We start from the raw sequence: 22652 nt of genomic DNA, 5'->3' as shown, positions 1-22652 counted from the left end.
CTTCCACGTGATGCCGAGAGCGATGACGGCGGGCGAGATCGACGCGGTCGTGCGGGGGTACGGCGACGCTGCACGGAGACTGCAGCGCGCCGGACTCGACGGCGTCGAGATCGTCGCGAGCCACGGCTATCTACCGGCACAGTTCCTCAACCCCCGCACCAACCTCCGCACGGACGAGTACGGCGGGTCGGCGGAGAATCGCCAGCGATTCCTCCGCGCCGCACTCGCGGCCGTCCGTGCGGCGGTCGGCCGCGACTCGTGGTCGGGATGAGGATTTCCGGCGACGAGATGGGCAACGACGGACTGCGGCCGGACGAATCGCAGGCGGTGTGCGCGTCGCTGGACGCGGACGGACTGCTCGATTACGTCAGTGTGTGCGCCGGGAGTTCGTCGAGTCTGTCGGGCGCGGTGCACATCGCCGCCCCGATGACCGAGTCCGCCGCCTACACCGCTCCGCTGGCCGCGGCCGTCAAATCGGTGGTCCGGGTTCCGGTGATCGTGGCGGGAAGGATCAATCAACCGCACGAGGGAGACACAGTGATCGCGCAGGGGCAGGCCGACGCGTGTGCGATGACCCGCGCCCTCATCTGCGACCCCGCGATGCCCGCGAAAGCCGAACGCAGCGAGGTCGATTCGATTCGCGCGTGCATCGGCTGCAATCAGGCGTGCATGGGGCATTTCCAGCGAGGGTGCGCGATCTCGTGCATCCAGCATCCGGAGACCGGCCGCGAAGTGCGTTTCGGAACTCTGCAGATCACACGCCGGCCGAAGAGCGTCATGGTGATCGGCGGCGGACCGGGTGGGCTGAAAGCGGCCGCGGTGGCCGCGGAGCGTGGGCACCGGGTGACCCTGTACGAGGCGGCGCCCCGGGTGGGAGGCCAGGTGCTGCTGGCCGAACTGCTGCCGGGCAGGAGCGAGTTCGGTGGCGCCGTCACCAACCTGGAGGGGGAGGCACGCCGGGCGGGTGTGCGGTTCGTGACCGGGACGACGGTCGATCCCGGACTGGTCAGGTCGGAGCAACCCGACGAGCTGATCGTCGCGACCGGTGCGAGGCCGTTCCGCCCCGGGATCGAGACGCTCGACGAGCCTCATCTGGTGGAGGCGTGGGACGTGATCCGCGGGCGCACACTCCCCGCCGGCAGGGTCCTCGTCGCCGATTGGCGCGGCGACTGGATCGGGCTGGGTGTCGCGAACCACCTCGCCCGGCTCGGCCACCGCGTCACGCTCGCGGTCACCGGATACGCTGCGGGCGAACACCTCCAGCAGTACGTGCGGAACGCGATGGTGGCCGCGGCGGTGCAGGCGAAGGTCGAGATCCTTCCCAACGTCCGCTTGCGCGGCGCGGACGACGACACGGCCTATCTGCAGCACACGCTCACCGAACGGCCCCGTGCTGGTCGACGGTGTCAGCGCAGTCGTTCTCGCCCAGGGACATGCGTCGGTCACCGACCTGCTGGAGGTCGACGGGTTCCCGCGGGAGCGGATCCATGCCGTCGGTGACTGCCTGTCGCCGCGCACCGTGGAAGAAGCTGTGCTGGAAGGGCTCACCGTCGCATCGGCGCTCTGACGGTTACTTGGCGGTGCGTTTGCGGGCGGTCGACGCGACCCGGTGCTTGTCGACGGTGATGGCGTCGATGAAGTCGTCGCACACCGCCCGCATCCGCGTCGGAGTCATCAGGGTGGAACCGGTGAGCACCTGGATCGCGAGGCCGTCGAGAAGGCCGAGGAGCATGTCGGTGGCGGCCCCGGGATCCTTCACCCGCAGAGCGCCCTGCTCGACACCGGCCTCGACGGTCTCCCGGACCACCCCGCGCCACTCTCCGTACACGGTGTCGTTGAGCTCCTGGAGTTCGACGTTGCCGAGCGCGGACGCCCACAGCTCCACCCACACCCGCCAGGCCGTGATCGTCTCCGGCCCGGCGGGCAGGTACGACTCCACGAGCCGGTGGAGCCGCACGAGCGGGACGTCGCTCTTCTCCATGATCCATCGCCGTCGTTCCAGCGAGTGCTCGAAGTTGAACTGGAACGCCGCATGCAGCAGCGCATCCTTGGAATCGAAGTAGTAGTGGATCGTCCCGTTGCTCACCCCGGCCCGTGTCGCGACGTCGGCGATCCGGACGGCGCGGAAGCCGAGCTCGGCGATGGCTTCACACGTCGCTTGAAGGATCTGTTCTCGACGTTCCGCTTCAACGCTGGGGCGTGGCATCGCGCTCTCAACTCCTAGGATGTGACGTCTCGTCTACAGAGACCGTAGTCGAGAGTTCGGCCGAACCAGCGTAGCCGTCACCCCTGCTGCGTTGCCCTGCTGTTCTCACGGATGTGCAGGAGGGTCGGGCGATCCGCGTCGAACGCCGCCGCGATCGCGTCCGTCAGCGCCGCGGGGGACTCGACGGCTCGTCCGTGACATCCCATCGCCCGCGCCACGGCGGGGAAGTCGATGCCGCCGAGGGCTACCGAGTGGACGGTGTCGCCGCGGTCCGCCATCTCGTTGCGGATCTCGCCGTAACCGCCGTTGTCGACGACGACGATGGGCAGCGGCAATCGAAGCTGCGCCGCGGTCGCGAGCTCGGGAAGGGTGAACATCACCCCGCCGTCGCCGAGGATCGCCAGGACCCGCGCGTCCGGGTCGGCGACGGACGCGCCGATCGCCGCGGGCAGACCGTATCCCAGCGTCCCCTGTCCCGTCGGGTACAGGAATCCGCCGGGGCGGTGCACGGTGAGGTTCGACAGCGCACCGTAATAGCAGGCCATCGTGCTGTCCCCGGCGATCACCRTGGATTCGTCGACGACCGGTGCGATGGCGGTCATCATGTCCAGCCACGGAGCGCCCTCGGCGGCGGCATCGGCACGCAGTCCCCGTCGGAGCGACGCGGCCCGCTCGCAGGCGCCGGGATCCTCCCGCATCTTCGTGACGTCGAACAGTTGCGACACCGTGATCCCGGCATCGCCCAGCAGGCGGATGGCGGGATCGGCGTTCGTGGTCATCGACGTCGGGTCGACGTCGATGCGAATCAGCTTGTGGTCCAGTTCGACCGGGCCGTACCAGAAATCGGAGGGTGCGAACTCCGTCCCGATCGCGAGAACGCAGTCGGCGGCCTCGAGCACGGCGCGGACCGACGGATGGTGAACGCCGGCTCCCACCGACAGTGGGTGGTCCTCGTCGAGGACTCCCTTCCCGTTGGTCGTCGTGACCACGGGAGCGGACAGACGTTCGGCGAGGGCGCGGACCTGCGGCGCCGCCGAGCGGGCCCCGCCGCCCACGACCAGTACGGGAGACTGTGCGGCGGCGAGACGCTGTGCCGCGTCGGTCACCGCGTGCTGGGGAGCGGCGAGCGGAGCGGACTGGACCGGTGCCACGATCCGGACGTCGGCTTCCGCGTCGAGGATGTCGACGGGGATCTCGATGTGCACCGGTCGCGGTCTGCCGGAGCTCATGGCGGCGAAGGCGTAGGTGATTGCGCGGGGGATCTCGGCGACACTGGTGACCCGGTGGCTGTAGGACACGATCGCCTCGAGCGCGGCCTGCTGATTCTTCACCTCGTGGAGGTAGCCGTTTCCCCTCCCCGGGTGGGTGAGTGGCAGGGCCGGTGAGATGAAGAGAACCGGGACCGAATCCGACCACGCCTGCGCCGCTGCGGCAGCGGCATTGAGGATGGCGGGGCCGGTGGTGGTCAGGCACACGCCGGGTTTGCCCGTCACGCGGGCATATCCGTCGGCGGCGTAGCCGGCTCCCTGCTCGTGCCGGGTCAGGACGGAGCGGATCGGCGAGTCGGCCAAGGCGGCGTAGACGGCGAGGTTGTGGGTGCCCGGAATTCCGAAGACCGTGTCGACTCCGTGTGCGGCGAGCGAGGCGACGAGTGCCTGGCCGCCGTTCTGGCTTGTCATCGATGCCCTCCCATGGGCTGTGCAGTGTTCGTGTGCGGATGGTGCGCGGGTACCCGGGCGGGTGCGGGGCGAAGGCGTCTCCGCGTCCCGCACCCGCGCGGCTCAGTCCAGGTTCCGGGAAATGACGAGCTTCATGATGTCGGACGTGCCTTCCTCGATCTCCTCCAGTTTCACGTCGCGCATCCACTGCTCGACGGGGTACTCGCGGGAATAGCCCCAACCGCCGAGCGTCTGCACCGCGGCGTGCGTGACGAACATGGCGGTTTCGGACGCGGTCAGTTTCGCCATGGCGGCGATGCCCCGGGCGTTGCCGCCGCTGTCGATGATGCGGGCGGCGTGATGGACGAGCAGCCGGGCGGATTCGATCCGCGTCGCCATGTCTGCCAGCCGGAACGCGACGGCCTGATGCTCGATGATCGGCACGCCGAACTGCTTCCGTGTCTTCGCGTAGTCGAGGGCGTACTCGTAGGCGGCCCGGGCGGCGCCGACGGCGGCCGCCCCGAGCACGACCCGGGAGATGTCGAATGTGCCCATCAGACCGTAGAAACCCTGTCCTTCCTCGCCGAGACGATTCTCCTCGGGGACGAACACGTTGTCGAAGAAGATCTCCCGGCACACGATGGCGCGCTGTCCCATCTTCTTCATCGGCTCACCGAAGGTCATTCCCTCGGCGCCCTTTTCGAGGAGGAATGCGGAGACGCCACCGGACCGCTGCGTGCGGTCGGTCTTGGCGAACACGACGTAGAACTGGGCGGCGCCGGCGTTGGARATCCACGACTTCTGCCCGCCCAGCCGGTAGCCGCCGTCGACGCGCTCGGCCGTGGTGACGATCGACGCCGCATCCGAGCCGGATCCCGGTTCGGTGGTGGCCAGCGAGGTCATCGGGGCGTTCGGACCGGTGAGGGGGCCGAGCCACTGCTTCTTCTGCTCCTCGGTGCCGAGGACCATGATCGGATCGGAGAAGAAGCCGTTGGAGCACACGAGGTTTCCGATGCCGGGGTCACCCCAGCACAGTTCCTCCTGCACCAGGCACTGGGTGAAGACGTCGCCCATTCCGCCTCCGCCGAACTCCTCGGGGATCATGAAGTCGGTGATGCCGACCGCGGCGGCCTTGGCGAATATGTCGACGGGCGTCACGACATCCGCCTCGTCGACCTCCCGGCCGCGGGGCCGGATCTCCTTCTGCGCGAAGTCCCGGCACAGCTCGATGATCTGCTTCTGCTCGTCGGTCAGGGGCCAGGCGGGGATGTTGGTGGTGGTCATATCGCGGTTCCTTCGCTTCGAATACGGTTGTGTCTGTGTGGGACTGGGGTGTGGGGCGTGGGGTGTGGGGTGCGTCGGGTCAGCGCTGCACCGCCGTCAGCTCGGTGAACTCCTCGACGCCGAACCGGCCGAGCTCCCGGCCCAGGCCGGAGGACTTCCAGCCGCCGAACGGGGCCTCGGGGTTGAACGGGGCGCCGTTGATGTCGACCTGACCGGTGTCCATCCGGGCCGCGACGCCCAGAGCCCGTTCCGGGTCGGCCGACCACACGGCGCCGCCGAGCCCGTAGTCGCTGTCGTTGGCGAGCCGGATCGCGTCCTCGTCGCCGTCGTGCGGGAGGACGACCAGCACCGGCCCGAAGATCTCGTTGCGCACGATCGGGTCGTGCGGTCCGACGTCGGCGAGCACGGTCGGCCGCAGGTAGTGGCCCGTTTCGAGGCCTGCGGGCATACCGGAACCCCCCGCTGCCAGACGGGCCCCGCCGGCGACCGCCGCGTCGACCGCCTCCGCGATCGATCGTCGCTGCGCAGCCGAGATCACCGGGCCGAGTTGCGTCGCGCGATCCCGGGGATCACCCACCCGCAACGTGCCGGCGTGATCGGCGGCGAGTTCGACCGCCTCCTCGTACCGTGTGCGCGGCACGAGCAGACGAGTCCACGCGCTGCACGTCTGACCCGAGTTGAGCATGGCGGCGTCGACGGTCGCGGTGACCGCCGCCGGCAGTGGGGCATCGCCGAGCACCACGGAGGCCGACTTGCCACCGAGTTCGAGGCACGCGCGTTTCAGGGATTCGGCGGCGGCGTGCGCGACGTCCCTGCCGACGGCGGTGGAGCCGGTGAAGGACACCACATCGACCCCGGGATGCGCGGCCAGCGCGGCCCCCACCGTTCGACCGCTGCCCGGAACCAGGTTCAGAACCCCGGGCGGAACGCCGGCATCGAGTGCGGCGTCGGCGAACAGGTAGGTGGACAGTGGGGTGAGTTCGGCCGGCTTGACGACGGTGGTGCATCCCGCCGCGAGAGCCGCTCCCACCTTGGCCGCGAGCTGGTAGAAGGGGTAGTTCCACGGCGTGATGCACGCGACGACACCCGCGGGGCGGCGCAACAGCAGCGTCCGGCCCAGCCGTTCCCGGAAGGGAAGGTCCCTGGCGAGCCGGGCATACGACGCGAGGATCTCGATCCCGAGGTCGATGTGCGCTTCCTCGGCCACGGTCACCGGGGCTCCCACTTCCGCGACGGTGGTGTCGACGAGGAGCTGCCTCCGCGCACGCAGGTGGGTGCACAGGTCGTCGAGGATGTCGGCGCGATCCCCGGGAGCGCGTGCACCCCACGCTGTTCCGGCGGAACGTGCCGCCGAGACGGCCGCGTCGACGTGGTCGGCACCGGCCGACGCCGACCGGCCGATCACGGACTCGGTGGCCGGGTCGTGCACCTGCGTGCAGTCGGTGACGGGAATCCAGTCCCCGCCGACGAGGATCGAGTTGCGGTCCCACGTGGTGTGAATCGTGGTGGTCATCGGGCCGCCGCTCGCGAGTCCGTGTACACGGACTTGCCGAGCCATTGGCCGCCGTCGGTGACGAGGACCTCGCCGGTGACGTAGCCGGAGCGGTCGCTGAGCAGGAAGGCCGCGGATTCGGCGACTTCCTCCGGCGTCGTGAAGCGAGCAGCCAGGACACTCGACAGCACTCGGGCGCGATCCTGCTCGGTGGGCCACAGGGCCGCCCCGGCTCCCTCGGTTTCGGTCGGTCCCGGTGCGATGCAGTTGATCCGGACGCCGCGTCCGCCCCATTCCACGGCCAGCGTGCGCGTCATCGCGACGACACCCGCCTTGGCTGCCGCACTGTGGACGGTGCCGGGATGACCGTGCCACGCGTAGCTGGCGATGGTGTTGAGGATGGTGCCGCGACCGGTCGCCAGCATGTGGCGGCCCGCCGCGCGGGTGCAGTAGAACGTGCCGTTCAGGACGATGTCCACCACAGCCTTCCACCCGCCCGGCGAGAGGTCCTCGCTGGGAACCACGAAGTTGCCTGCGGCGTTGTTGACGAGCGCGTCGAGGCGGCCGTAGCGATCGACCACACCGTCGATTGCGGCGTCCACGGCGTCGGAATCCCGCACGTCGCACACCACGGCCCGGGCTTTCCCGCCGACCTGCTCGGCCGCCCGGACGGTGTCCTCGAGCGCGTTCTGCCTGCGGCCGAAGACGACGACGGTGCCGCCTGCGGCCGCCCACCGCATCGCGACGGCGCGTCCGATTCCGGAGCCGCCACCCGTGACGACGGCGACGCGGTCTTCGAATTCGTCGGCGGTGTTCGGGACGAGGCCGGGGGAGTGGGTCTGGGTCATCGCATGTTCTCCTGTGCTGTCTCGGGATGCGGGTTCACGGGGCTGGGGCCGGTTCGGCGGCCACGACGAGCGCGTCGACGGTGAGCGCTCCGTCCGGGGCGACGCGGACCGGATTCAATTCGATCTCGGCGATGTCGGACCGTTCCGCGATCAACCAGGACACCCGCGTGATCACGTCGACCACGCCGTCGACGGACACCGCGGGGCGTCCCCGCCACCCGCGGAGAAGCGGCATGCAGCGGAGGCGTTCGAGCATCGCGAGGGCATCGCCAGGTCCGACGGGGGCCGATTCGAGACAGATGTCTTGGAGCACTTCGGTTTCGGTGCCGCCGGCGCCCACCACGATCACCGGACCGAGGTCGGGATCACGGCGCGCGCCGACCAGGATCTCCACGGTGCCCGCCCGGGTGTCCTGCTCCTCGAGCACGTAGTCGCCGTCGCCGAGTCGTGAGTGCATGTTCGCGAAGGTGCGCGCCAGTTGTTCGGGTCCGTCGATGCCGACCGCGACGCCGCCCGCCTCGCTCTTGTGCTCGAGCCAACTCGCCTTGAGGACGAACGGGGCCCGCAGACGGCCGGCCACTTCGATCGCCTCCTCGCGGGTGTGCACGATGCCGCCGTCGGGGAAAGCGACACCGAGTTCGGTGAGGAGTTCACGCGCGGCCCAGTATCCGGGCCGGAGTCCGCCCCGTGGAACGGGCCAGGAGAGGACGTGATTCGACGGTTGCGGCGGTTGCAGGCGGGACAGCCCGGACAGGGCGCGGACCGCGGAGTCGACCGTGTCGAACACGGGGACGCCGTGCCGCCACAACGCCTGTGCGGTGCTCGATTCCGGAGCCATGGTGTGGACGACGACGGGTTTGCCGGTCTCCGCGGACGCCCGGCCGATCCGTTCGGCCACGGCCGCTTCGTGTTCGGCGAGAGTGGGCGCGTCCCGCGCGTAGCAGCCGAAATACCCGGTGAGCACCACGGCGTCCGACTCGTCGGCACGGAGGAGATGTTCGACGACGCTCGCGTAACTTCCCAGATCCTGCTCGCCCGCCCCGGCGAGGTCCACCGGGTTGTTGCTGGCCGCACCGTTCGGTAGTTGCAGGGCAACGGATTCGGCGAGCGCGGGGGAGAAGTCGGGAACGGTCAAGGCGCTCGCGCTCGTCACGTCCGCGGCGATCGCGCACTGCCCGCCGCTGTCGCCGACGATGGCGACGCGGTTGCCGGCGGGAACGGTGGTGGAGAGGAATGCCCGGGCGACGGTGATCAACTCGTCGGGGGTGCTCACGCGGAGCACTCCCGCTGCGCGGCACGCGGCGTCGACGACATCCAGGGCAGAGGTGAGCGAGCCCGTGTGGGAGCGCGCCAGACGCGTGCTCGCGGCGCTGGCGCCGACCGTCAGCAGCAGGGTCGGTCGTCCGGTGTCGCGCAGGGCGCGCAACGTCCGGAACAGGGATTCACCGTCGCTGAAGCTTTCGAGGTACAGGGCGATCACGCGCGTCGGGTCGTGGCCGCCGAGATCGGCGAGCAGTTCGGCGGCGGTGACGTCGGACTGGTTACCGATGGAGACGAACCGGGAGACGCCCACGCCGTGCCGGGCGCCGAGCGCGGCGAGTTCGGAGCCGAGCTGCCCGCTCTGCGAGATGATCGCGAGCGGCCCCGGTGTGAACCGTCCCCACGCCAGCGAGAGGTCGGTGGCGCTGTCGTAGATGCCGAGACTGTTGGTGCCGACGAGTCGTGCTCCGGCACTTCGGATCCGGGCCGCGAGTTCGGTTTCGCCGGGAACGCCTGCGGTGATGCCGAGGAACCCGCGGACGCCGAGTGCGAGGGCCTCGTCCACCACGTCCGAGACGAACGGCGCAGGCACACAGAGAGCGACCAGGTCGGGGACCTCGGGGAGGGCCGACAGGCTCGGGTGGCACTGGCGTTCGAGCAGGGTGTCGGTTCTCCTGTTGACCAGATGGACTCGGCGGCGGTGCTCGCCGGTCAGGGCGCCACTCGCCAGCCAGTAACCCCACTTCGCGGGATCGGCGGAGGCGCCGACGACGGCCACCGAGGCGGGGTCGGAGAACAGGCTCAGTTGTGTGACGGACTCGGCCACCACAGTGGTCATAGGGGACTCTCCTCGATCTCGTGGTGCTGTCGATCGGAAAATAGATAACTGGCGCATCAGTCAATTTAGATTGTGGCGGCACTCACAGGGGCTGTCAACCCACTCGTCGCTGTCGCGGCGGGTGCCGCTCGGGAGGCGATGCGCTCTTGACATCGAGTGTGATCGCCCTCACGATGATTCATAACTGGCCGACCAGCCAACTATCCGACACCCTCTGTCCTGTCATCCGCGAGGAGCGTTCATGAAGACTGTGCACGATGGATCGACCACGGAGGACACGATGATGTCCTCGGCGGGAAGCACCGACGCCGAGGACGGTCAGCTGCCGCGCGGAATCCTCCCGACGTGGGCAGTGTTCGGCGTATCGCTCGGCATTCTGGCGCCCGCGTCCACGCTTGCCCTCGCGATCGGTGTCGTCGTCACGATCGCCGGCAACCTCAGCTGGATCACCTGGGCCGTGACCTCGGTGCTGGTCCTCGGGTTCGCCGGGGGCATCGGCTGGCTGGCCAAACGCTTCACCACCACCGGCGGAACGTACGGACTCGCGGCTCGCGCGGCGGGCAAACCGGCCGGATTCTTCGTCATGGTCACCCACCTCGCGTCGTCACTCGTCGCGGGACCCGCGTGCGTGATCGGTTCGGCGATCTACCTCGACGCATTCCTCCAGAAGGTGGGTCTGCCCGCGAGCACGTGGACGCTGGGCATCTGCGCCGGGGCCGTCGCGGTCGCGGTGACCGCCCTGAACCTTCGTGAGGTGAAGCTGTCCGCGAAGCTGCTGCTGGTGATCGAATTCTTCACGGTGGCAGTGATCGTCGTGCTCCTGATCGTGGTCCTCGCGAATTCGGACACCGGTGCGATCGACAGCAGGCAGTTCGACTTCCACGGCTTCAGTGCCACAGCGATACTCGCGACCGCGGGCTTCTCCGTGTTCTCCCTCGCCGGATTCGACCACGCCGCCACCTTGGGTCGGGAGGCGCGTCATCCCAAGCGGGCCATCAGCTTCGCCGTTGTCGGGTCGGTCCTGGCCTGCGGGGTGCTCTACATCGTCGCCACCTACATCATCGTGCTCGGCTTCCGCGGGTTGCCGATCGACAACATGAACGCACCCCTCGACACCCTGGCCGAGCACAACGGCGTCGGATGGCTCGGCTACCTGATCGACATCGGTGTCGCCATCAGCTTCTTCGGATCCACTCTCGGAGTCATGGCAGGCACCAGCCGGACCGTGTACACCCTGGCCCGCGACGGTCTGCTGCCCGCTCGCCTCGGCAAGGTCAGCGCCCGCCACGGAACTCCCGTCGGTGCGGTGACCACCCTCGGCGTCATCTACCTGGTGGCCGGGCTCCTCGGCGTGGTGGTGACCGCGGCGGAGACGTCGTACGGCCTGCTCGGGACGTACGCCGGCTACATGCTGATCGCCGCCTACGGACTCACAGCACTGGCGGCCGGCTACTGCGCGATCCGGTCGCGGTCGCTGCGCCTGGGTATCGGACTGGCGACCGTCCTCGCCGCGATCGGGTCCGTGCTCGTGTACTGGTACAGCTTCAACCCGTTCCCGTCCGGAGCGCGAGGTGTGGTCGCGTGGATCTTCTTCGCGACCGTGCTCGGCTACATCGCCCTGTACTGCTACCTGCGGCTCCGCAAGCCGCTCGTCTTCGCGCGGATCGGTGAGTCCGACCGGAAGACGACTCTCGAGGTCGATGCCGACGAGCACGCGGGCGCGGTGCGCTGACGTTGCTTCCCCGGACCTTCCCCGGACGAACGGGACGCTCGTTGTGTCAGATCGAACGAGCGTCCCGTTCGTCCGGGCGGTGGCAGGTGTCAGGCGCGTCCGGGGTCGTGCTCGGCGAGTGCCGGCGCGACGAACTGCTCGAGCATCGTGCGTTCGTCGGTGTCGTCGACGCCCGGGACGGTGAGCAGAGAGACGATGATCCGGACGAGCCACCGTGCCTTCCGGGACGTCTCCTCTCCGGAGAACCCCGCCTGCCCCAGGAAGGCGGTGCCCAGCGATTCGATGACGTCCGACGAGTGCGCGATCTGCGCGGCGAGGCCGGAGTCGCCGAGCTGGAACCAGGCGGCCAGAATCGGGTCGGCGCGCACCAGCCGGATCGCGGCCAGCATCGCCTCCACGATCACGTCCTTCGGGTCGCCGGCCGCGGACACCTCCTCCGCGACCAGCGCGCCGATGCGCCGGGCCTCGCGGTGAACGAATGCCAGCTGCAACGACTGCCTGCTGTCGAAGTAGCGGTACAGCGTGGCCCGGGAACATCCGGCCGCCCGGGCGACCTCGGCCATACCGACGGCGGCGATGCCGTTCTCGACGTACAGCTGGGCCGCGACGTCGAGGATTCGCTCGGCGGCGAGGCGGGGGCGCTCGTCCCGCATCCAGTCGGCGGTCATGCTTCGCGCACCCGGAACGGAACGCTCGTCGGGCGGCGCACGTAATTGCCGTCCGCGTAGACGACGGCGTCGATGTCGACGGTGAAGTCGGGGCACCGGGCCAGCAGTTCCTCGAGCGCGATCCGCGCCTGCATCCGTGCCGCGGCCGCACCCAGGCAGTGGTGGGCCCCGTGGCTGAACGTGAGGATCTGCTTCGGACTGCGACGCACGTCCAGGACCTCGGAATCCGGTCCGAACCGGCGCGGATCGCGGTTCGCGGAGCCGTACAGCAGGAGTACCTTCCGTCCCTCGGGAACGACGGTGCCGTCGATCTCGACGTCGCGGGTCACCGTGCGGGCGAGGCCCTGGACGGGGGCGGTGAGCCGGAGCAATTCTTCGACGGCGTCGCCGACGAGCTCCGGATGTTCGATCAGATCGCGGCGCTGATCCCGGTGTTCGGTGAGCAACTGGACTGCGCCGCCGAGCATCCCGGTGGTGGTGTCGTTGCCGCCGGTGACCATCGTGAACGCGAAACCGAGGATGGAGAGCAGGCCGGTGATGTCGCCGTCGGCTCCCATCCCGCCCGCGACGAGGTGCGAGATCGTGTCGTCTCCGGGGTCGGTGCGCCGCCGCTCGATCAGTCCGGTGAAGTAGCCCATCAGTTCGGTGACCGCACCCGTCGCCTGCAGCGTGTCGCCCTGCGCATTGGCCGCGACGATGGCCTCGGTCCACCCGTCGAACTGCGCCCGGTCCTCGTCGGGGACACCGAGGTAGTGGGCGACGACCATGCTCGGCAGCGGCTTGAACAGTTCCTTCACCACATCGCCCTCACCTGCCTCCCGCAGTCGTTCGATGCGCTCCACCACGAACGCCCGGACGTCCGGCTCGACGGCGGTGACCTGCCGAGGGGTGAATCCCTTCGACACTTGACGGCGGAACGCGGTGTGGTCGGGCGGGTCGAGCATCACCAGCGGCGGATTGTCCTGCAGGCCGATCTTCTCCAGCTCGCCGTATGTCGTGGTGAGGCCGGCTGCGGAGGAGAAGGTCTCGGCGTCCCTGGCTGCCGCGTAGACGTCGGCGTGCCGGGACAACACCCAGTAGTCGTCGCCGGGTGCGCCCTCGGGGACGACGTGATGGACGGGGTCGTGGTCGCGCAGGCCTGCGTACATCGGCCACGGGGCGCGCCACGACTGTCCGGACCTCGGCACGAACGAGACACTCGACACATGTGCGGTCATGTATCGATGGTGAGACACATTGCCCATTGTGTCAATGGTGCGGCTGTGACCTATCTAGCCGAACAGGGCGAACGCCACGACAGCGAGGACCAGCACGAGTACCGGGGTGAGGATGAGCAGCAACCCGAGCAGCCCGGGATTCTTCACCGGCCGATGGTCGATGGCGCCCTTGCTGAAACTGCTGAACGGCGACGCGTAGTACACCGGGGGAGCCGGGTGGTACCGGTTGTCGACGGTGATCTGCGCCCTGCCCTGCTCCCAGATCCACGGGACCGAGATCTGGATGTGGTGCACGCCCGGCGGTGCCGGAATTTCGTTGTGTCCCCACCGAAGCGGCACGGGATGGCCATTGATGCGGGCATTGGGGGTCACCAGCATCGGGCCCATCGGCGGCTTCTTCGCGTCGATGACGAGCGCGGTGGGTGAGGAGGCGGGCTGCATGAAGGGCGAGAGTATCACCCGGCTGCTGCCCGAAAAGTATGGCCTACTGGCCGGCTGCGATCCGGGCCTTCTCCAGAGCCGCGAGGGTGCGGAGCACGGTGGCGCGCTGCTTCTCGAGGTCGCTGATTCGAGCACGCGCGGCGAGGCCGGCGGGCTCACCGATCAGGTTCATCTGGGCGTCGATGGCCGAGAGCTGATCCAGCAAGCCCGTGACACGCGATTCGAGTGCGGCGACGTCGACGACATCGGTGCGCACCGGTGCCACCGGCGGGGTGGCCGACGTGCGGGACGCACTCGGGCGGGTCGACGCGGCGGCCGACGACGTTCCGGAATGAGCGGTGCTGCGCGGCTCCGACACCACACTGGCCGCCCGGGGACGAAGGGCCTTGCGCACCGCGGCCGGGTCCGGGAGTTCCGCGAGCTTCATCTCGTTGAGTTCGCGGCGGGCGTCGCGGGCGTTGACCCGGTGCTCACGCTCCTCGTCGTCGTCCGACTGCAACGTTCCGCCGAGCGGACGCAGACCGTACATGCCCAGGAAGCGGCGGGCCTCGTCGATGACCGATTCCTTCTCGCGGCAAGTGCCACAGCGAGGTTCGTTACGGAACATCTCGACGGCGTTGTCGTCTCCGCACCACACGCACGCCCCCGGCGACCAACGCCGGACGTTTCGAATTGCAGCGATATCGATAGGGCCGGAGAGAGTCTGCGCGTCGATCACGACGAGCCACAGTAGGGGAATTCGGGCGTGCGAGTCACATCGCCGTAAGTACGACCTGCGGTTCTGCGGCCGAGCGTGACGAAGATCATGCCGAGGCGCGCAAACTGCTCCGCAAACGCTGTGTGCCACACCTGTTTTCCCGACCGGTAAGTTTCATTCTCCGGCACCGATGACGGTGGTCAGCCACTCCACGAGCGGCCGCATCGAACGCCAGGCGGTGCGCACTTCGTCAGCGGCGCGGGGAGTTTCGATCCAGTCGGGGGAGAGGTAGCTCCGGCTGGCCGTGAGCGACTTGTGACGCATCAAGTCGAGTCGCGGGTGGTCCTCGGCGACGCCGCGAGGACGGGTCTTGAGTGTGTCGCCGCCGATCTCGAATCCCGACGACCGGACCTTCTTCACGAGCCGGACGAGTTCGCGGCCCTTGCGGTCGTCGTCGACGGCGTCACGGAAACGCCCGACCTGCAGCGGGGTATGCGAGTAGAAGCCACCCGCCACGAACAGCCCGGCGGCATCGATCTGCACGTAGTAGCCCACGCCGGGGCGAGTTTCGACGAATCCACCCTGATGGGTCTTGTAAGGCGTCTTGTCCTTCGAGAACCGGACGTCGCGGTAGGGGCGAAACACCTTGCCCGCGCCGAACTCCGATTCGAGTTCCGCGAGCAGGGCGGTCATGGGTGCGCGCACGGAGTCGTCGTAGACGGATTTGTGCGCGGTCCAGAAGCTCTTACTGTTGTCTGCCTCGAGGTCCTCGTAGAAGTCGAGAGCAGCGGTGGGGATCCCGGTGAACACAGGGAAAGGCTACGCCCGTGCGCCTTTCTGGTCGCTTCAGCTACCAAAAAGGCGCACGGGTGCGAAGCGCCTAGGCGTTGCCGTTGAACAGCGACGTGACCGAGCCGTTCTCGAAAACTTCCTTGATGGTGCGAGCCAGCAGCGGCGCGATGGACAGAACCGTGAGGGTCGGGAACTTCTTCGACTCGTCGATCGGGAGGGTGTTGGTGACGATGACTTCCTTGGCACCACACGCGGCGAGACGCTCGGCCGCCGGATCGGACAGGACACCGTGGGTGGCGGCGATGATCACGTCGCCCGCGCCGGCCTCCTTGAGGATCTTCACGGCGCCGGCGATGGTTCCACCGGTGTCGATCATGTCGTCGATCAGGATGCAGGTGTGGCCTTCGACGTCACCGACGACGCGGTTGGACTTCACCTGGTTGGGCACCAGCGGGTCGCGTGTCTTGTGGATGAATGCCAGCGGCGCGCCACCGAGGGTGTCGGCCCACTTCTCGGCGACCCGGACGCGACCGGAGTCGGGGGAGACGACGGCGATGTTCTCGGTGCCGTAGTTGCCGCGGATGTACTCGGCGAGCTGACCCTGGGCGTGCATGTGGTCGACGGGGCCGTCGAAGAAGCCCTGGATCTGGTCGGTGTGGAGGTCGACCGTGATGATGCGGTCGGCGCCTGCCGTCTTGAGGAGGTCGGCGATCAGGCGAGCCGAGATGGGCTCACGGCCGCGGTGCTTCTTGTCCTGGCGTGCGTACGGGTAGAACGGCAGGACCGCGGTGATGCGCTTGGCCGATCCGCGCTTGAGTGCGTCGATCATGATCAGCTGTTCCATCACCCACGTGTTCAGCGGGGCCGGGTGGCTCTGCAGCACGAAGGCGTCGGAGCCGCGGACCGACTCCTCGAAACGGACGAAGATCTCGCCGTTCGCGAAGTCACGGGCAGTCTGCGGGGTGACCCGCACGTCGAGTTCCTTCGCTACCTGTTCGGCCAGCTCCGGATGCGCGCGACCAGAAAAAAGCATGAGGTTCTTCTGGTTGTCGATCCAATTCGCGGTCACTGCTCTATGCCATCCTTTAAATCTTGCTTCTCGGTTTCGTGCAGATCTGAACTGTGGTGCAGTCCCGCGGCGGCTGCCGCCTCGGCGGCGGCGGTACCGGGCCGATTTCGTTGCACCCAGCCGTCAATATTGCGCTGCTTCCCGCCGGAGACCGCGAGTGCCCCCGGTGGTACGTCGAAACGCAGCACCGTGCCGGCGCCGGTGTAAGCACCGTCACCGACCTGTACCGGAGCGACGAACATGGTGTCCGACCCGGTCCGGACGTGTGACCCCACCACCGTACGGCTCTTGGCGACGCCGTCGTAATTGACGAACACGCTCGACGCACCGATGTTGCTGTGCTCGCCGATCGTGGCGTCGCCCACGTAGGTCAGGTGAGGAACTTTGGAGTGCGCCCCGATGTCGGCGTTCTTCGTCTCGACGAATGCGCCGAGCTTGCCGGACGCACCGAGGACGGTGCCGGGACGTAGGTAGGAGAACGGGCCGACGGTGGCGCCTGCGCCGATCGTCGATTCCGAGCCGTGGGTGCGCACCACGCTGGCGCCTTCGCCGACCGTCACGTCGGTGAGGGTGGTGTCGGGACCGATCACGGCGTCCTCGCCGACGGCGGTGGTGCCGAGCAGTTGCACTCCCGGATGGATGGTGACGTCGCGAGCGAGCGTGACGCCGACGTCGATCCAGGTGGTCGACGGATCGACGACGGTGACTCCGGCCCGCATCCAGTTCTCGACGGTGCGGCGGTTGAGTTCGGCGGCCAGCTTCGACAGCTGGACGCGATCGTTGGCGCCTGCGACCTTCGCGGAGTCGGACAGGTGGGCTGCGAAGACGGGTGCGCCGGCCTCGCGGGCGATCTTGACGACGTCGGTCAGGTACAGCTCGCCCTGCGCGTTGTTCGCATTGAGCTGCCCGAGCGCGGAGCGCAGGAACTCGGCGTCGAACGCGTACACGCCGGCGTTGACCTCGGTGATGGCCGCCTGCTCCTCGGTGGCGTCGGCCTCTTCCACGATCTCGGCGATCTCACCGTCGTGGGGCAGTCTGACGATCCGCCCGTAGCCCGTGGGCTCCGGAGCGGTGAACGTCAGCACGGTCACCGCCGCGGGGGTGGGCTCGCTGCGGTGCTCGTCGACGAGAGCGTGCAGGGTGTGGCCGTCGAGCAGCGGGACGTCCGCTGCGGTGACCAGCACGGTCCCGCGGAAGTCGGCGGGCAGAGCGGACAGGCCGCATTCGACGGCGTGCCCGGTGCCGTTCTGCTCTTCCTGGACGGCGACCGCGATCGGACGGCCCAGTTCGGTCTCGAGGGCGCTGACGGCCGCCCCGACGCGTTCCTTGTCGTGCCCGACGACGGTGACGAGGTGCGTCGGATCGACCTCCGCGGCGGCGTGCAGGGAGTGCGCGAGCATCGTGCGTCCGCCCAGGGTGTGCAACACCTTGGGGGTCTTCGACCGCATCCGAGTTCCCGCGCCGGCGGCGAGGACGACCACGGCGGTCTGCACTGGCATGAAGCTCCCTCTGGGTCGTTCTGCTCTTGCTGTTCTCGACAGCTCCGCCTGCAGGAATTCGCTCCGCAGGCTCCGCTCCGCCGCCAGGACTCGAACCTGAACTATCTGAACCAAAATCAGAGGTGCTGCCATTACACTACGGCGGATTGCCACACACACGGGGTGTCACGCCCGTTTGCGCGAGAGAATCCTCGCATGCCGACCCGCCGCCCGTCGAACCGCTGCGGAAATTTGTCTCGATCGTCCCGATAGAGTGGGTGCTACCTGCAGTGTTTCTGCGCTGCCCGCGGCACTTCGTCGTCGCGAGTGTCAGGAAAGGATGGTGCCTCGGTGCCCCGACCCACGGACGTGGACGCGACCCCCGAGAGGGCGGTCCGCACCCGGATGACCGGTACGCAACGCCGGGAGCAGTTGATCGAGATCGGTCGTGCGCTGTTCGCCGAGCGAGGCTACGAGGCGACGTCGATCGAGGAGATCGCGCAGCGGGCGCACGTCTCCAAGCCTGTCGTCTACGAACACTTCGGCGGCAAGGAGGGCCTTTATGCCGTGGTCGTGGATCGGGAGATGTCGCGGCTGCTGGAGATGGTGACGTCGTCGCTGAAGCAGAACCGCTCCCGGGTCCGGGTCGAGCGGGTGGCGCTGGCGCTGCTGACCTATGTGGAGGAGCACACCGACGGATTCCGCATCCTGGTCCGTGACTCTCCGGTGGCGGCACCGGACGGCACGTACTCGAGCCTGCTCAACGAGGCCATCGGTCAGGTCGGGCACATCCTTGCCGGCGATTTTTCGCGGCGTGGCTTCAATCCTGACCTGGCACTGCTGTACGCGCAGGCGCTGGTCGGTATGGTGTCCACCACCGCGACGTGGTGGCTGGACGAGCGGACGCCTCCGAAGGAAGTCGTCGCCGCGCATCTGGTCAACCTGTGCTGGAACGGGTTGACCAATCTCGAGGCGGATCCCCAGTTGGGCACCGATCGGCCCCGCACGACGCCTCAGTGAACGTGTTCTCGTTTTCCGACTCGCGGTTCAACTTCACTAGGGCTGCGCCTGTCAAGTGCTAGGGTTCGCTGGAGTTTGCGCGCCCCGTCGGGGGGGTTGTTCGGGAGGCAGTCGATGGCGAGACAGGTTCGAGCAGAGGTAACTCGGGCGTCGGTCCTGATGGCGGCGGCCGACGTATTTTTGCGTCTCGGGTACGCCAACGCGGGTCTCAACGAGATCATCGAGCAGTCTGGTGTGACCAAAGGTGCGTTGTACTTCCACTTCAGTTCGAAGGAAGACCTGGCCCGCGGTGTCATCGACGAAGGCCAGATCCGTCTCACGGCCGGAATGACGTCCGTCAGTGACGGGCCGACGCCGGCACTGGAAGCGCTCGTTGCTCTGTCCTACGTGGCGATCGAGGCGGCGAGTTCCGATCCGATCGTCGCGGCGATGTTGCGACTGCAGCACGAGATCGGCGACTACCAGGGGACGCACGGCAACGTGGTGGCCTCGTGGCAGCAGGGTTTCGAACGACTCGTCGCACGAGCGGTCGAGGAGGGCGACATTCTCGCGGAGGACGACGTCTCCACGGGGACGCTTTCCACCTTTCTGCTCGGGTCGTTGCTGGGAGCGCATGTGGTCGCGACCGCGACCGGCGCCTTCGACGATCTTCCGCGCCGCATGGAGCGGGTCTGGTACTTCATTCTTCCCGGGCTTGTCGAGCCGTCGAAGCTCGTGTACTTCCGGCAGTTCGCCTCGCGCCGCCTGCTGCGCTGAGTGCGTTTCCGGCGGTGGTGCCTCCACCGCCGGGCGCTCCTCGCGCTCCTACCCGGAGCGGGAACTGCATCTGGCCATCACGACACGACGGCCGAAGTCCAGGGTTAATCAACGGTGGGAAACCCCGTGGCGCGCCGTTCGTCTGCGCATCGTCGAGATTCGTCAACAACTGAGGCTCTAGCTTCTGTCGGGCCGGGTGGGTAATCTCTTCATCGAAGTGATATAGCTCTCTTGTCTGTGTCGGGGGCCAAGAGAAGGCTCTGGAGGCCGCGCTCACCCACATTGATGGAGCCACCATGTTCCACTTGCGTTCCGCGCTTGGTTCAGTTGCGGTCGCTGCGGCCGTCGTCTTTTCCATCTCGGTCACACCGCTCGGGGTGACGACAGGGGTGAGCGCCGCGCCGTTCACCACCCCCGTGGCCCGGACCTTCACCGGCGACTACAGCAGCGGCGACTTCTCGCAATGGCCGTCGGTGCAGACAAAGGACTACAACGGCTCCGGAGCGGACTATGTCCCCAGTTACTCTGCGAGCATCGTCCCGGACGGAACCTACGGCAGAGCGGCCCGCTTCGAGGTTCGCAGCGGCGACGTCCCGTCGTTCGGGGACGGTGAGCGTTCCGAGGTGGCGGCCGGGAACGAAACCGGCGGATTCGAAGGTCAGACACTTTGGTATCAATTCTCCACCAAGTTCGACCCCGGATTTCCGCAGAACCATGCCGACCTCGGCTGGGGGCTGACGAACCAGTGGCACCAGGACGTCGGTGTCGGAAGTCCCCCGGTCGCATGGTCTGTGGGCCAGCGGAACGGCTACTGGTCACTGATCGTCCAGAAGCAGTCCGTGCCCGGCGCCTATCTGGAGACACTCACCCTCTTCGAGATACCCCTGGACGTGGGTCGGTGGCATGACGTGAAGATGCAGATCAATTGGTCGGCGTCGGACACTTCAGGCTGGATCAAGCTGTGGCTCAACGGCGTACCGCAGATGTTCACCAACGGCGCCGACACGTACTTCGTCCGCACGCTGATTCCCGGCACGAGCACCGTCTACTACAAAGAGGGTTACTACCGGCAACCTATGCAACCCGCCGGTGTCGTGTTCCACACGGGATTCCGGTGCGCCACCGACCAGGCGGCACTGTAGGAGGTGCCCGGTGGTCGCTCCACAGATTGCGGGCCACTCCGCACCGGCGGCCGACCGCATTGCGCTGAGGCGCAAGTTATTTGCGCTCGGCAATCAAGAGCACTTCACGGACAGAGAGAGGGCCGGCGAGTTTCGTGCGAACGGAGATCGGAGCCGCCTGCAGCGGACGCTCGATGATCGCCTTGACTGCGACCGGCACGTACGCGTGACGCTTCGCCCTGCCGAGGTGTAACAACATCCGACTTGGCACGGCGCGACTGCGTACGCTCCGAAAGCCGGCGTCGCGCAGCATGGCGCCCAACTCCCCGTTGGTGTATTCCCGCAGGTGAAACCCCGTGGCCACAGGAGTGAAGCCGCGCGAAATGTCCCAGGGGCCGGTCAGTCGACTGGGTGTCTCGATGAGAAAGCGCCCCCCCGGCCGCAAAATCTTCAGAACCGCGGCGAGGTGTTCGGGAACATCGTCAGGGTGCAGGTGCTCCATGACCTGACGGCTTATCACGAAATCGGCCGAGGATGGCGGCAGCGGTGGGTCGAGCACGCTACCGACCATGAAGCGTGCGTTGGCCGGTCGCTCTTGGTTCGCAAGTTCCACCATCGCGTCCGAGGCGTCGATACCGATGCATTCGCGCACGGCCGGCGCGAATCGCCGAATCAGACCTCCTCTCCCGCAGCCTACATCGACCACAGCGTCAGTTGGCCGAGTGAGTGCCCCGTACTGCTGGAACCAGCTTTCTTCGAAGGCTTCCTCGGAAGCGGCGTCTGTGACGTGCGCTTTATGCCAGGGAACCTCGTCGAACAGACGGTTGTATACATCTCGAGTGACGGACTCGCGCGTGTCGGGGGTGCTGGCCAACAGTTCCTCGCGCAGTCCTCGTTCGATTTTCCAGTGAACTCTGTCTCGGTCTTCTGGCGGTGGCCAGTCCTTCGAGGGCTCGCCCGGTGGTTGAGACATGTCGATCGAGACCTCCTGTGTGAAGTGAAGTGAGGGTTCCGGCCGAGACCTCTGACCAGGACGTATCACCCGAGGACGGAGATCCGACTTACGTTTTACAGTGTAGACATCCGCGGCGCCGCGGCTGAGACGAACGCGTCGACTCACCAACACAGCATTCGGACTGCCACGCATTCGGTGCGGTCCGACCCTTCCCGGTAGCCTCGCTTGTGCTGACGGGCCGGGGGTCGGGAGTGCGGTGTACCAGGCCTTCCGGCGAGCGGTTTTCCGGCGTGCGTCGAATGTCGTTACAAGAGGTTTGCCGGCGACTGTGCGGTCGGAGATCGGAGCGGTCCACGCAGATCGTACGTGCCCGCGTTGTCGCGCAGTGGCGTCCTCGAGTGCTTGTGTGGAGTAGGTCGTGTCGACGCGGTTGGTACGCAGACGATGGGCGATTCGGCGGAATCGAGCCGGCGCGGCGAGGATGGGTTTCGCAGCGCCGCGGATGCTGATTCTATTTTCGCAGAGCGCTTTTCGGTATTGCGACGTCTCCGGGGGTGCCGTCGCGTGGGCGCGGGTCTCCGAGTGTCGAGCAACGGGTGAGTCTCGGCGTTCGCCGCGTGATGCGCACCGGCGGGTCGAACTTGTTTCTGTCGAGTCCCTCCCGGCGGAATGCGTCAACATGGTTCAGCTGCTGTGGTATTGAGCGTTGGAGCATGGTCGTCGAAATCAATTCTGCCGCTGACGAATTAGTCTGCAACGCCGATCCTGCGGGGTGCGGCGTACCGGCGGAGGGCGGGGGCGACCGGCCGCCCGCGGAGGAATCCCGCCACACTCCCGGCTTCGATCGCTCTGCGGTAGATCTGCAGTGCGCTCCGGGTCGCCTCGAGGGTGTCGGTGATGTCCGTCGGGGTGTRCGCTGCGGATGTGACGAACGATTGACCGAGCACTCCACCTGACAGCAGTTCCTGGAGGAAGAGTGTGCGGAACTCCTGCGATGGTTGACGTTCGGGGTCTCGGGTGACGAATACGAGGCAGGATGGTCGTCCCATCACTTGGACATAGTCTGCGATACCCAGCTCTGCCGCGGCGCTGTTCACGCCCTCGGCCAAGCGTTGTCCCG

20 protein-coding genes, 1 tRNA gene and 1 pseudogene are annotated in these 22652 nt (G+C 67.6%); 6 read left to right on the top strand and 16 right to left on the bottom strand.

Features of this window, described 5'->3' with window-relative positions; translation table 11 throughout:
* Window positions 1-271, top strand: a 271-nt coding sequence (locus AC1D1G_RS24935; RefSeq protein ID WP_477954091.1) for an oxidoreductase, incomplete at its 5' end; no start/stop codon positions are given.
* Window positions 268-1500 carry an FAD-dependent oxidoreductase gene (locus AC1D1G_RS24930; RefSeq protein WP_477954090.1) on the top strand — a complete coding sequence of 411 codons (1233 nt, stop codon included), beginning with the start codon at window positions 268-270 and terminating at the stop codon, window positions 1498-1500. The genes AC1D1G_RS24935 and AC1D1G_RS24930, both read left to right, overlap by 4 nt.
* Window positions 1501-1570: 70 nt before the next feature.
* Here the strand turns inward: AC1D1G_RS24930 and AC1D1G_RS24925 are convergent, their stop codons facing one another.
* The 6 genes from AC1D1G_RS24925 to AC1D1G_RS24900 all read right to left on the bottom strand — a co-directional run bounded on the left by AC1D1G_RS24925 (window position 1571) and on the right by AC1D1G_RS24900 (window position 9586).
* Window positions 1571-2206 carry a TetR/AcrR family transcriptional regulator gene (locus AC1D1G_RS24925; protein WP_105413268.1) on the bottom strand — a complete coding sequence of 212 codons (636 nt, stop codon included), beginning with the start codon at window positions 2204-2206 and terminating at the stop codon, window positions 1571-1573.
* A 77-nt stretch (window positions 2207-2283) separates the two neighbouring features.
* Entirely contained in the window at window positions 2284-3885 is a 1602-nt protein-coding gene (locus AC1D1G_RS24920; protein ID WP_477954089.1) for a 5-guanidino-2-oxopentanoate decarboxylase, read from the bottom strand.
* 102 nt (window positions 3886-3987) lie between these two features.
* Window positions 3988-5148, bottom strand: coding sequence for an acyl-CoA dehydrogenase family protein (locus AC1D1G_RS24915; protein ID WP_283354666.1), 1161 nt, complete (start codon window positions 5146-5148; stop codon window positions 3988-3990).
* A gap of 79 nt (window positions 5149-5227) precedes the next feature.
* Window positions 5228-6661: an aldehyde dehydrogenase family protein gene (locus tag AC1D1G_RS24910; RefSeq protein ID WP_477954087.1), complete on the bottom strand. Its 1434-nt coding sequence runs from the start codon at window positions 6659-6661 to the stop codon at window positions 5228-5230.
* Window positions 6658-7488 (bottom strand): SDR family oxidoreductase, encoded by an 831-nt coding sequence (locus tag AC1D1G_RS24905; protein ID WP_477954085.1) that lies wholly within the window; start codon window positions 7486-7488, stop codon window positions 6658-6660. The genes AC1D1G_RS24910 and AC1D1G_RS24905 overlap by 4 nt, the downstream gene beginning before the upstream one ends.
* A 34-nt stretch (window positions 7489-7522) precedes the next feature.
* Complete coding sequence (locus tag AC1D1G_RS24900; protein WP_477954084.1) at window positions 7523-9586, bottom strand: acetate--CoA ligase family protein; 2064 nt, start codon at window positions 9584-9586, stop codon at window positions 7523-7525.
* A 241-nt stretch (window positions 9587-9827) separates the two neighbouring features.
* Here AC1D1G_RS24900 and AC1D1G_RS24895 point away from each other — a divergent pair, with 241 nt between their 5' ends.
* Window positions 9828-11318 carry an APC family permease gene (locus AC1D1G_RS24895; protein ID WP_317568134.1) on the top strand — a complete coding sequence of 497 codons (1491 nt, stop codon included), beginning with the start codon at window positions 9828-9830 and terminating at the stop codon, window positions 11316-11318.
* 89 nt (window positions 11319-11407) lie between these two features.
* On the opposite strand, the gene AC1D1G_RS24890 is transcribed toward AC1D1G_RS24895, so the two are convergent.
* From AC1D1G_RS24890 to AC1D1G_RS24855, 8 genes are all read right to left on the bottom strand, one after another.
* A complete protein-coding gene (locus AC1D1G_RS24890) occupies window positions 11408-11986 on the bottom strand; it encodes a TetR/AcrR family transcriptional regulator (protein WP_477954083.1) in 579 nt (192 codons plus the stop codon).
* Window positions 11983-13203 (bottom strand): cytochrome P450, encoded by a 1221-nt coding sequence (locus AC1D1G_RS24885; protein ID WP_280781417.1) that lies wholly within the window; start codon window positions 13201-13203, stop codon window positions 11983-11985. Before AC1D1G_RS24885 ends, AC1D1G_RS24890 begins: the two co-directional genes overlap by 4 nt.
* Before the next feature lie 54 nt (window positions 13204-13257).
* Window positions 13258-13662: a hypothetical protein gene (locus AC1D1G_RS24880; RefSeq protein ID WP_241961809.1), complete on the bottom strand. Its 405-nt coding sequence runs from the start codon at window positions 13660-13662 to the stop codon at window positions 13258-13260.
* Window positions 13663-13687: 25 nt separating this feature from the next.
* Window positions 13688-14251: a hypothetical protein gene (locus AC1D1G_RS24875; protein ID WP_283331461.1), complete on the bottom strand. Its 564-nt coding sequence runs from the start codon at window positions 14249-14251 to the stop codon at window positions 13688-13690.
* A 264-nt stretch (window positions 14252-14515) separates the two neighbouring features.
* Window positions 14516-15151 carry a DUF2461 domain-containing protein gene (locus tag AC1D1G_RS24870; RefSeq protein ID WP_105413259.1) on the bottom strand — a complete coding sequence of 212 codons (636 nt, stop codon included), beginning with the start codon at window positions 15149-15151 and terminating at the stop codon, window positions 14516-14518.
* A 70-nt stretch (window positions 15152-15221) separates the two neighbouring features.
* Window positions 15222-16202 carry a ribose-phosphate diphosphokinase gene (locus tag AC1D1G_RS24865; RefSeq protein WP_005255561.1) on the bottom strand — a complete coding sequence of 327 codons (981 nt, stop codon included), beginning with the start codon at window positions 16200-16202 and terminating at the stop codon, window positions 15222-15224.
* Complete coding sequence (gene glmU, locus AC1D1G_RS24860; protein ID WP_477954082.1) at window positions 16199-17701, bottom strand: bifunctional UDP-N-acetylglucosamine diphosphorylase/glucosamine-1-phosphate N-acetyltransferase GlmU; 1503 nt, start codon at window positions 17699-17701, stop codon at window positions 16199-16201. The genes AC1D1G_RS24865 and glmU overlap by 4 nt, the downstream gene beginning before the upstream one ends.
* 75 nt (window positions 17702-17776) lie before the next feature.
* Window positions 17777-17847 (bottom strand) — tRNA-Gln (locus AC1D1G_RS24855).
* A 238-nt stretch (window positions 17848-18085) separates the two neighbouring features.
* Between AC1D1G_RS24855 and AC1D1G_RS24850 the strand changes: the two genes are divergently transcribed.
* The 3 genes from AC1D1G_RS24850 to AC1D1G_RS24840 all read left to right on the top strand — a co-directional run bounded on the left by AC1D1G_RS24850 (window position 18086) and on the right by AC1D1G_RS24840 (window position 20598).
* A complete protein-coding gene (locus AC1D1G_RS24850; protein WP_206031502.1) occupies window positions 18086-18700 on the top strand; it encodes a TetR/AcrR family transcriptional regulator in 615 nt (204 codons plus the stop codon).
* A gap of 114 nt (window positions 18701-18814) precedes the next feature.
* A complete protein-coding gene (locus tag AC1D1G_RS24845) occupies window positions 18815-19456 on the top strand; it encodes a ScbR family autoregulator-binding transcription factor (RefSeq protein ID WP_037203446.1) in 642 nt (213 codons plus the stop codon).
* Window positions 19457-19752: 296 nt separating this feature from the next.
* Window positions 19753-20598: a polysaccharide lyase family 20 protein gene (locus tag AC1D1G_RS24840; RefSeq protein WP_477954081.1), complete on the top strand. Its 846-nt coding sequence runs from the start codon at window positions 19753-19755 to the stop codon at window positions 20596-20598.
* 76 nt (window positions 20599-20674) lie between these two features.
* On the opposite strand, the gene AC1D1G_RS24835 is transcribed toward AC1D1G_RS24840, so the two are convergent.
* Together AC1D1G_RS24835 and AC1D1G_RS24830 are read right to left on the bottom strand one after the other, a co-directional pair.
* Entirely contained in the window at window positions 20675-21550 is an 876-nt protein-coding gene (locus tag AC1D1G_RS24835) for a class I SAM-dependent methyltransferase (protein WP_477954079.1), read from the bottom strand.
* A 728-nt stretch (window positions 21551-22278) separates the two neighbouring features.
* A pseudogene (locus tag AC1D1G_RS24830) lies at window positions 22279-22652 on the bottom strand (glutamate-1-semialdehyde 2,1-aminomutase); the annotation flags it as partial.

It is taken from the genome of Rhodococcus sp. P3_B8, assembly GCF_056402775.1.
This window is presented reverse-complemented; position numbering and strand designations above follow the sequence as displayed.

Bases quoted from the DNA above. Each gene is read 5' to 3' on its own strand.
- AC1D1G_RS24930 (WP_477954090.1), top strand. From the start codon at position 268: ATGAGGATTTCCGGCGACGAGATGGGCAACGACGGACTGCGGCCGGAC.
- AC1D1G_RS24925 (WP_105413268.1), bottom strand. From the start codon at position 2,206: ATGCCACGCCCCAGCGTTGAAGCGGAACGTCGAGAACAGATCCTTCAA.
- AC1D1G_RS24910 (WP_477954087.1), bottom strand. From the start codon at position 6,661: ATGACCACCACGATTCACACCACGTGGGACCGCAACTCGATCCTCGTC.
- AC1D1G_RS24905 (WP_477954085.1), bottom strand. From the start codon at position 7,488: ATGACCCAGACCCACTCCCCCGGCCTCGTCCCGAACACCGCCGACGAA.
- AC1D1G_RS24900 (WP_477954084.1), bottom strand. From the start codon at position 9,586: ATGACCACTGTGGTGGCCGAGTCCGTCACACAACTGAGCCTGTTCTCC.
- AC1D1G_RS24895 (WP_317568134.1), top strand. From the start codon at position 9,828: ATGAAGACTGTGCACGATGGATCGACCACGGAGGACACGATGATGTCC.
- AC1D1G_RS24890 (WP_477954083.1), bottom strand. From the start codon at position 11,986: ATGACCGCCGACTGGATGCGGGACGAGCGCCCCCGCCTCGCCGCCGAG.
- AC1D1G_RS24885 (WP_280781417.1), bottom strand. From the start codon at position 13,203: ATGACCGCACATGTGTCGAGTGTCTCGTTCGTGCCGAGGTCCGGACAG.
- AC1D1G_RS24875 (WP_283331461.1), bottom strand. From the start codon at position 14,251: ATGTTCCGTAACGAACCTCGCTGTGGCACTTGCCGCGAGAAGGAATCG.
- glmU (WP_477954082.1), bottom strand. From the start codon at position 17,701: ATGCCAGTGCAGACCGCCGTGGTCGTCCTCGCCGCCGGCGCGGGAACT.
- AC1D1G_RS24850 (WP_206031502.1), top strand. From the start codon at position 18,086: ATGACCGGTACGCAACGCCGGGAGCAGTTGATCGAGATCGGTCGTGCG.
- AC1D1G_RS24845 (WP_037203446.1), top strand. From the start codon at position 18,815: ATGGCGAGACAGGTTCGAGCAGAGGTAACTCGGGCGTCGGTCCTGATG.
- AC1D1G_RS24840 (WP_477954081.1), top strand. From the start codon at position 19,753: ATGTTCCACTTGCGTTCCGCGCTTGGTTCAGTTGCGGTCGCTGCGGCC.
- AC1D1G_RS24835 (WP_477954079.1), bottom strand. From the start codon at position 21,550: ATGTCTCAACCACCGGGCGAGCCCTCGAAGGACTGGCCACCGCCAGAA.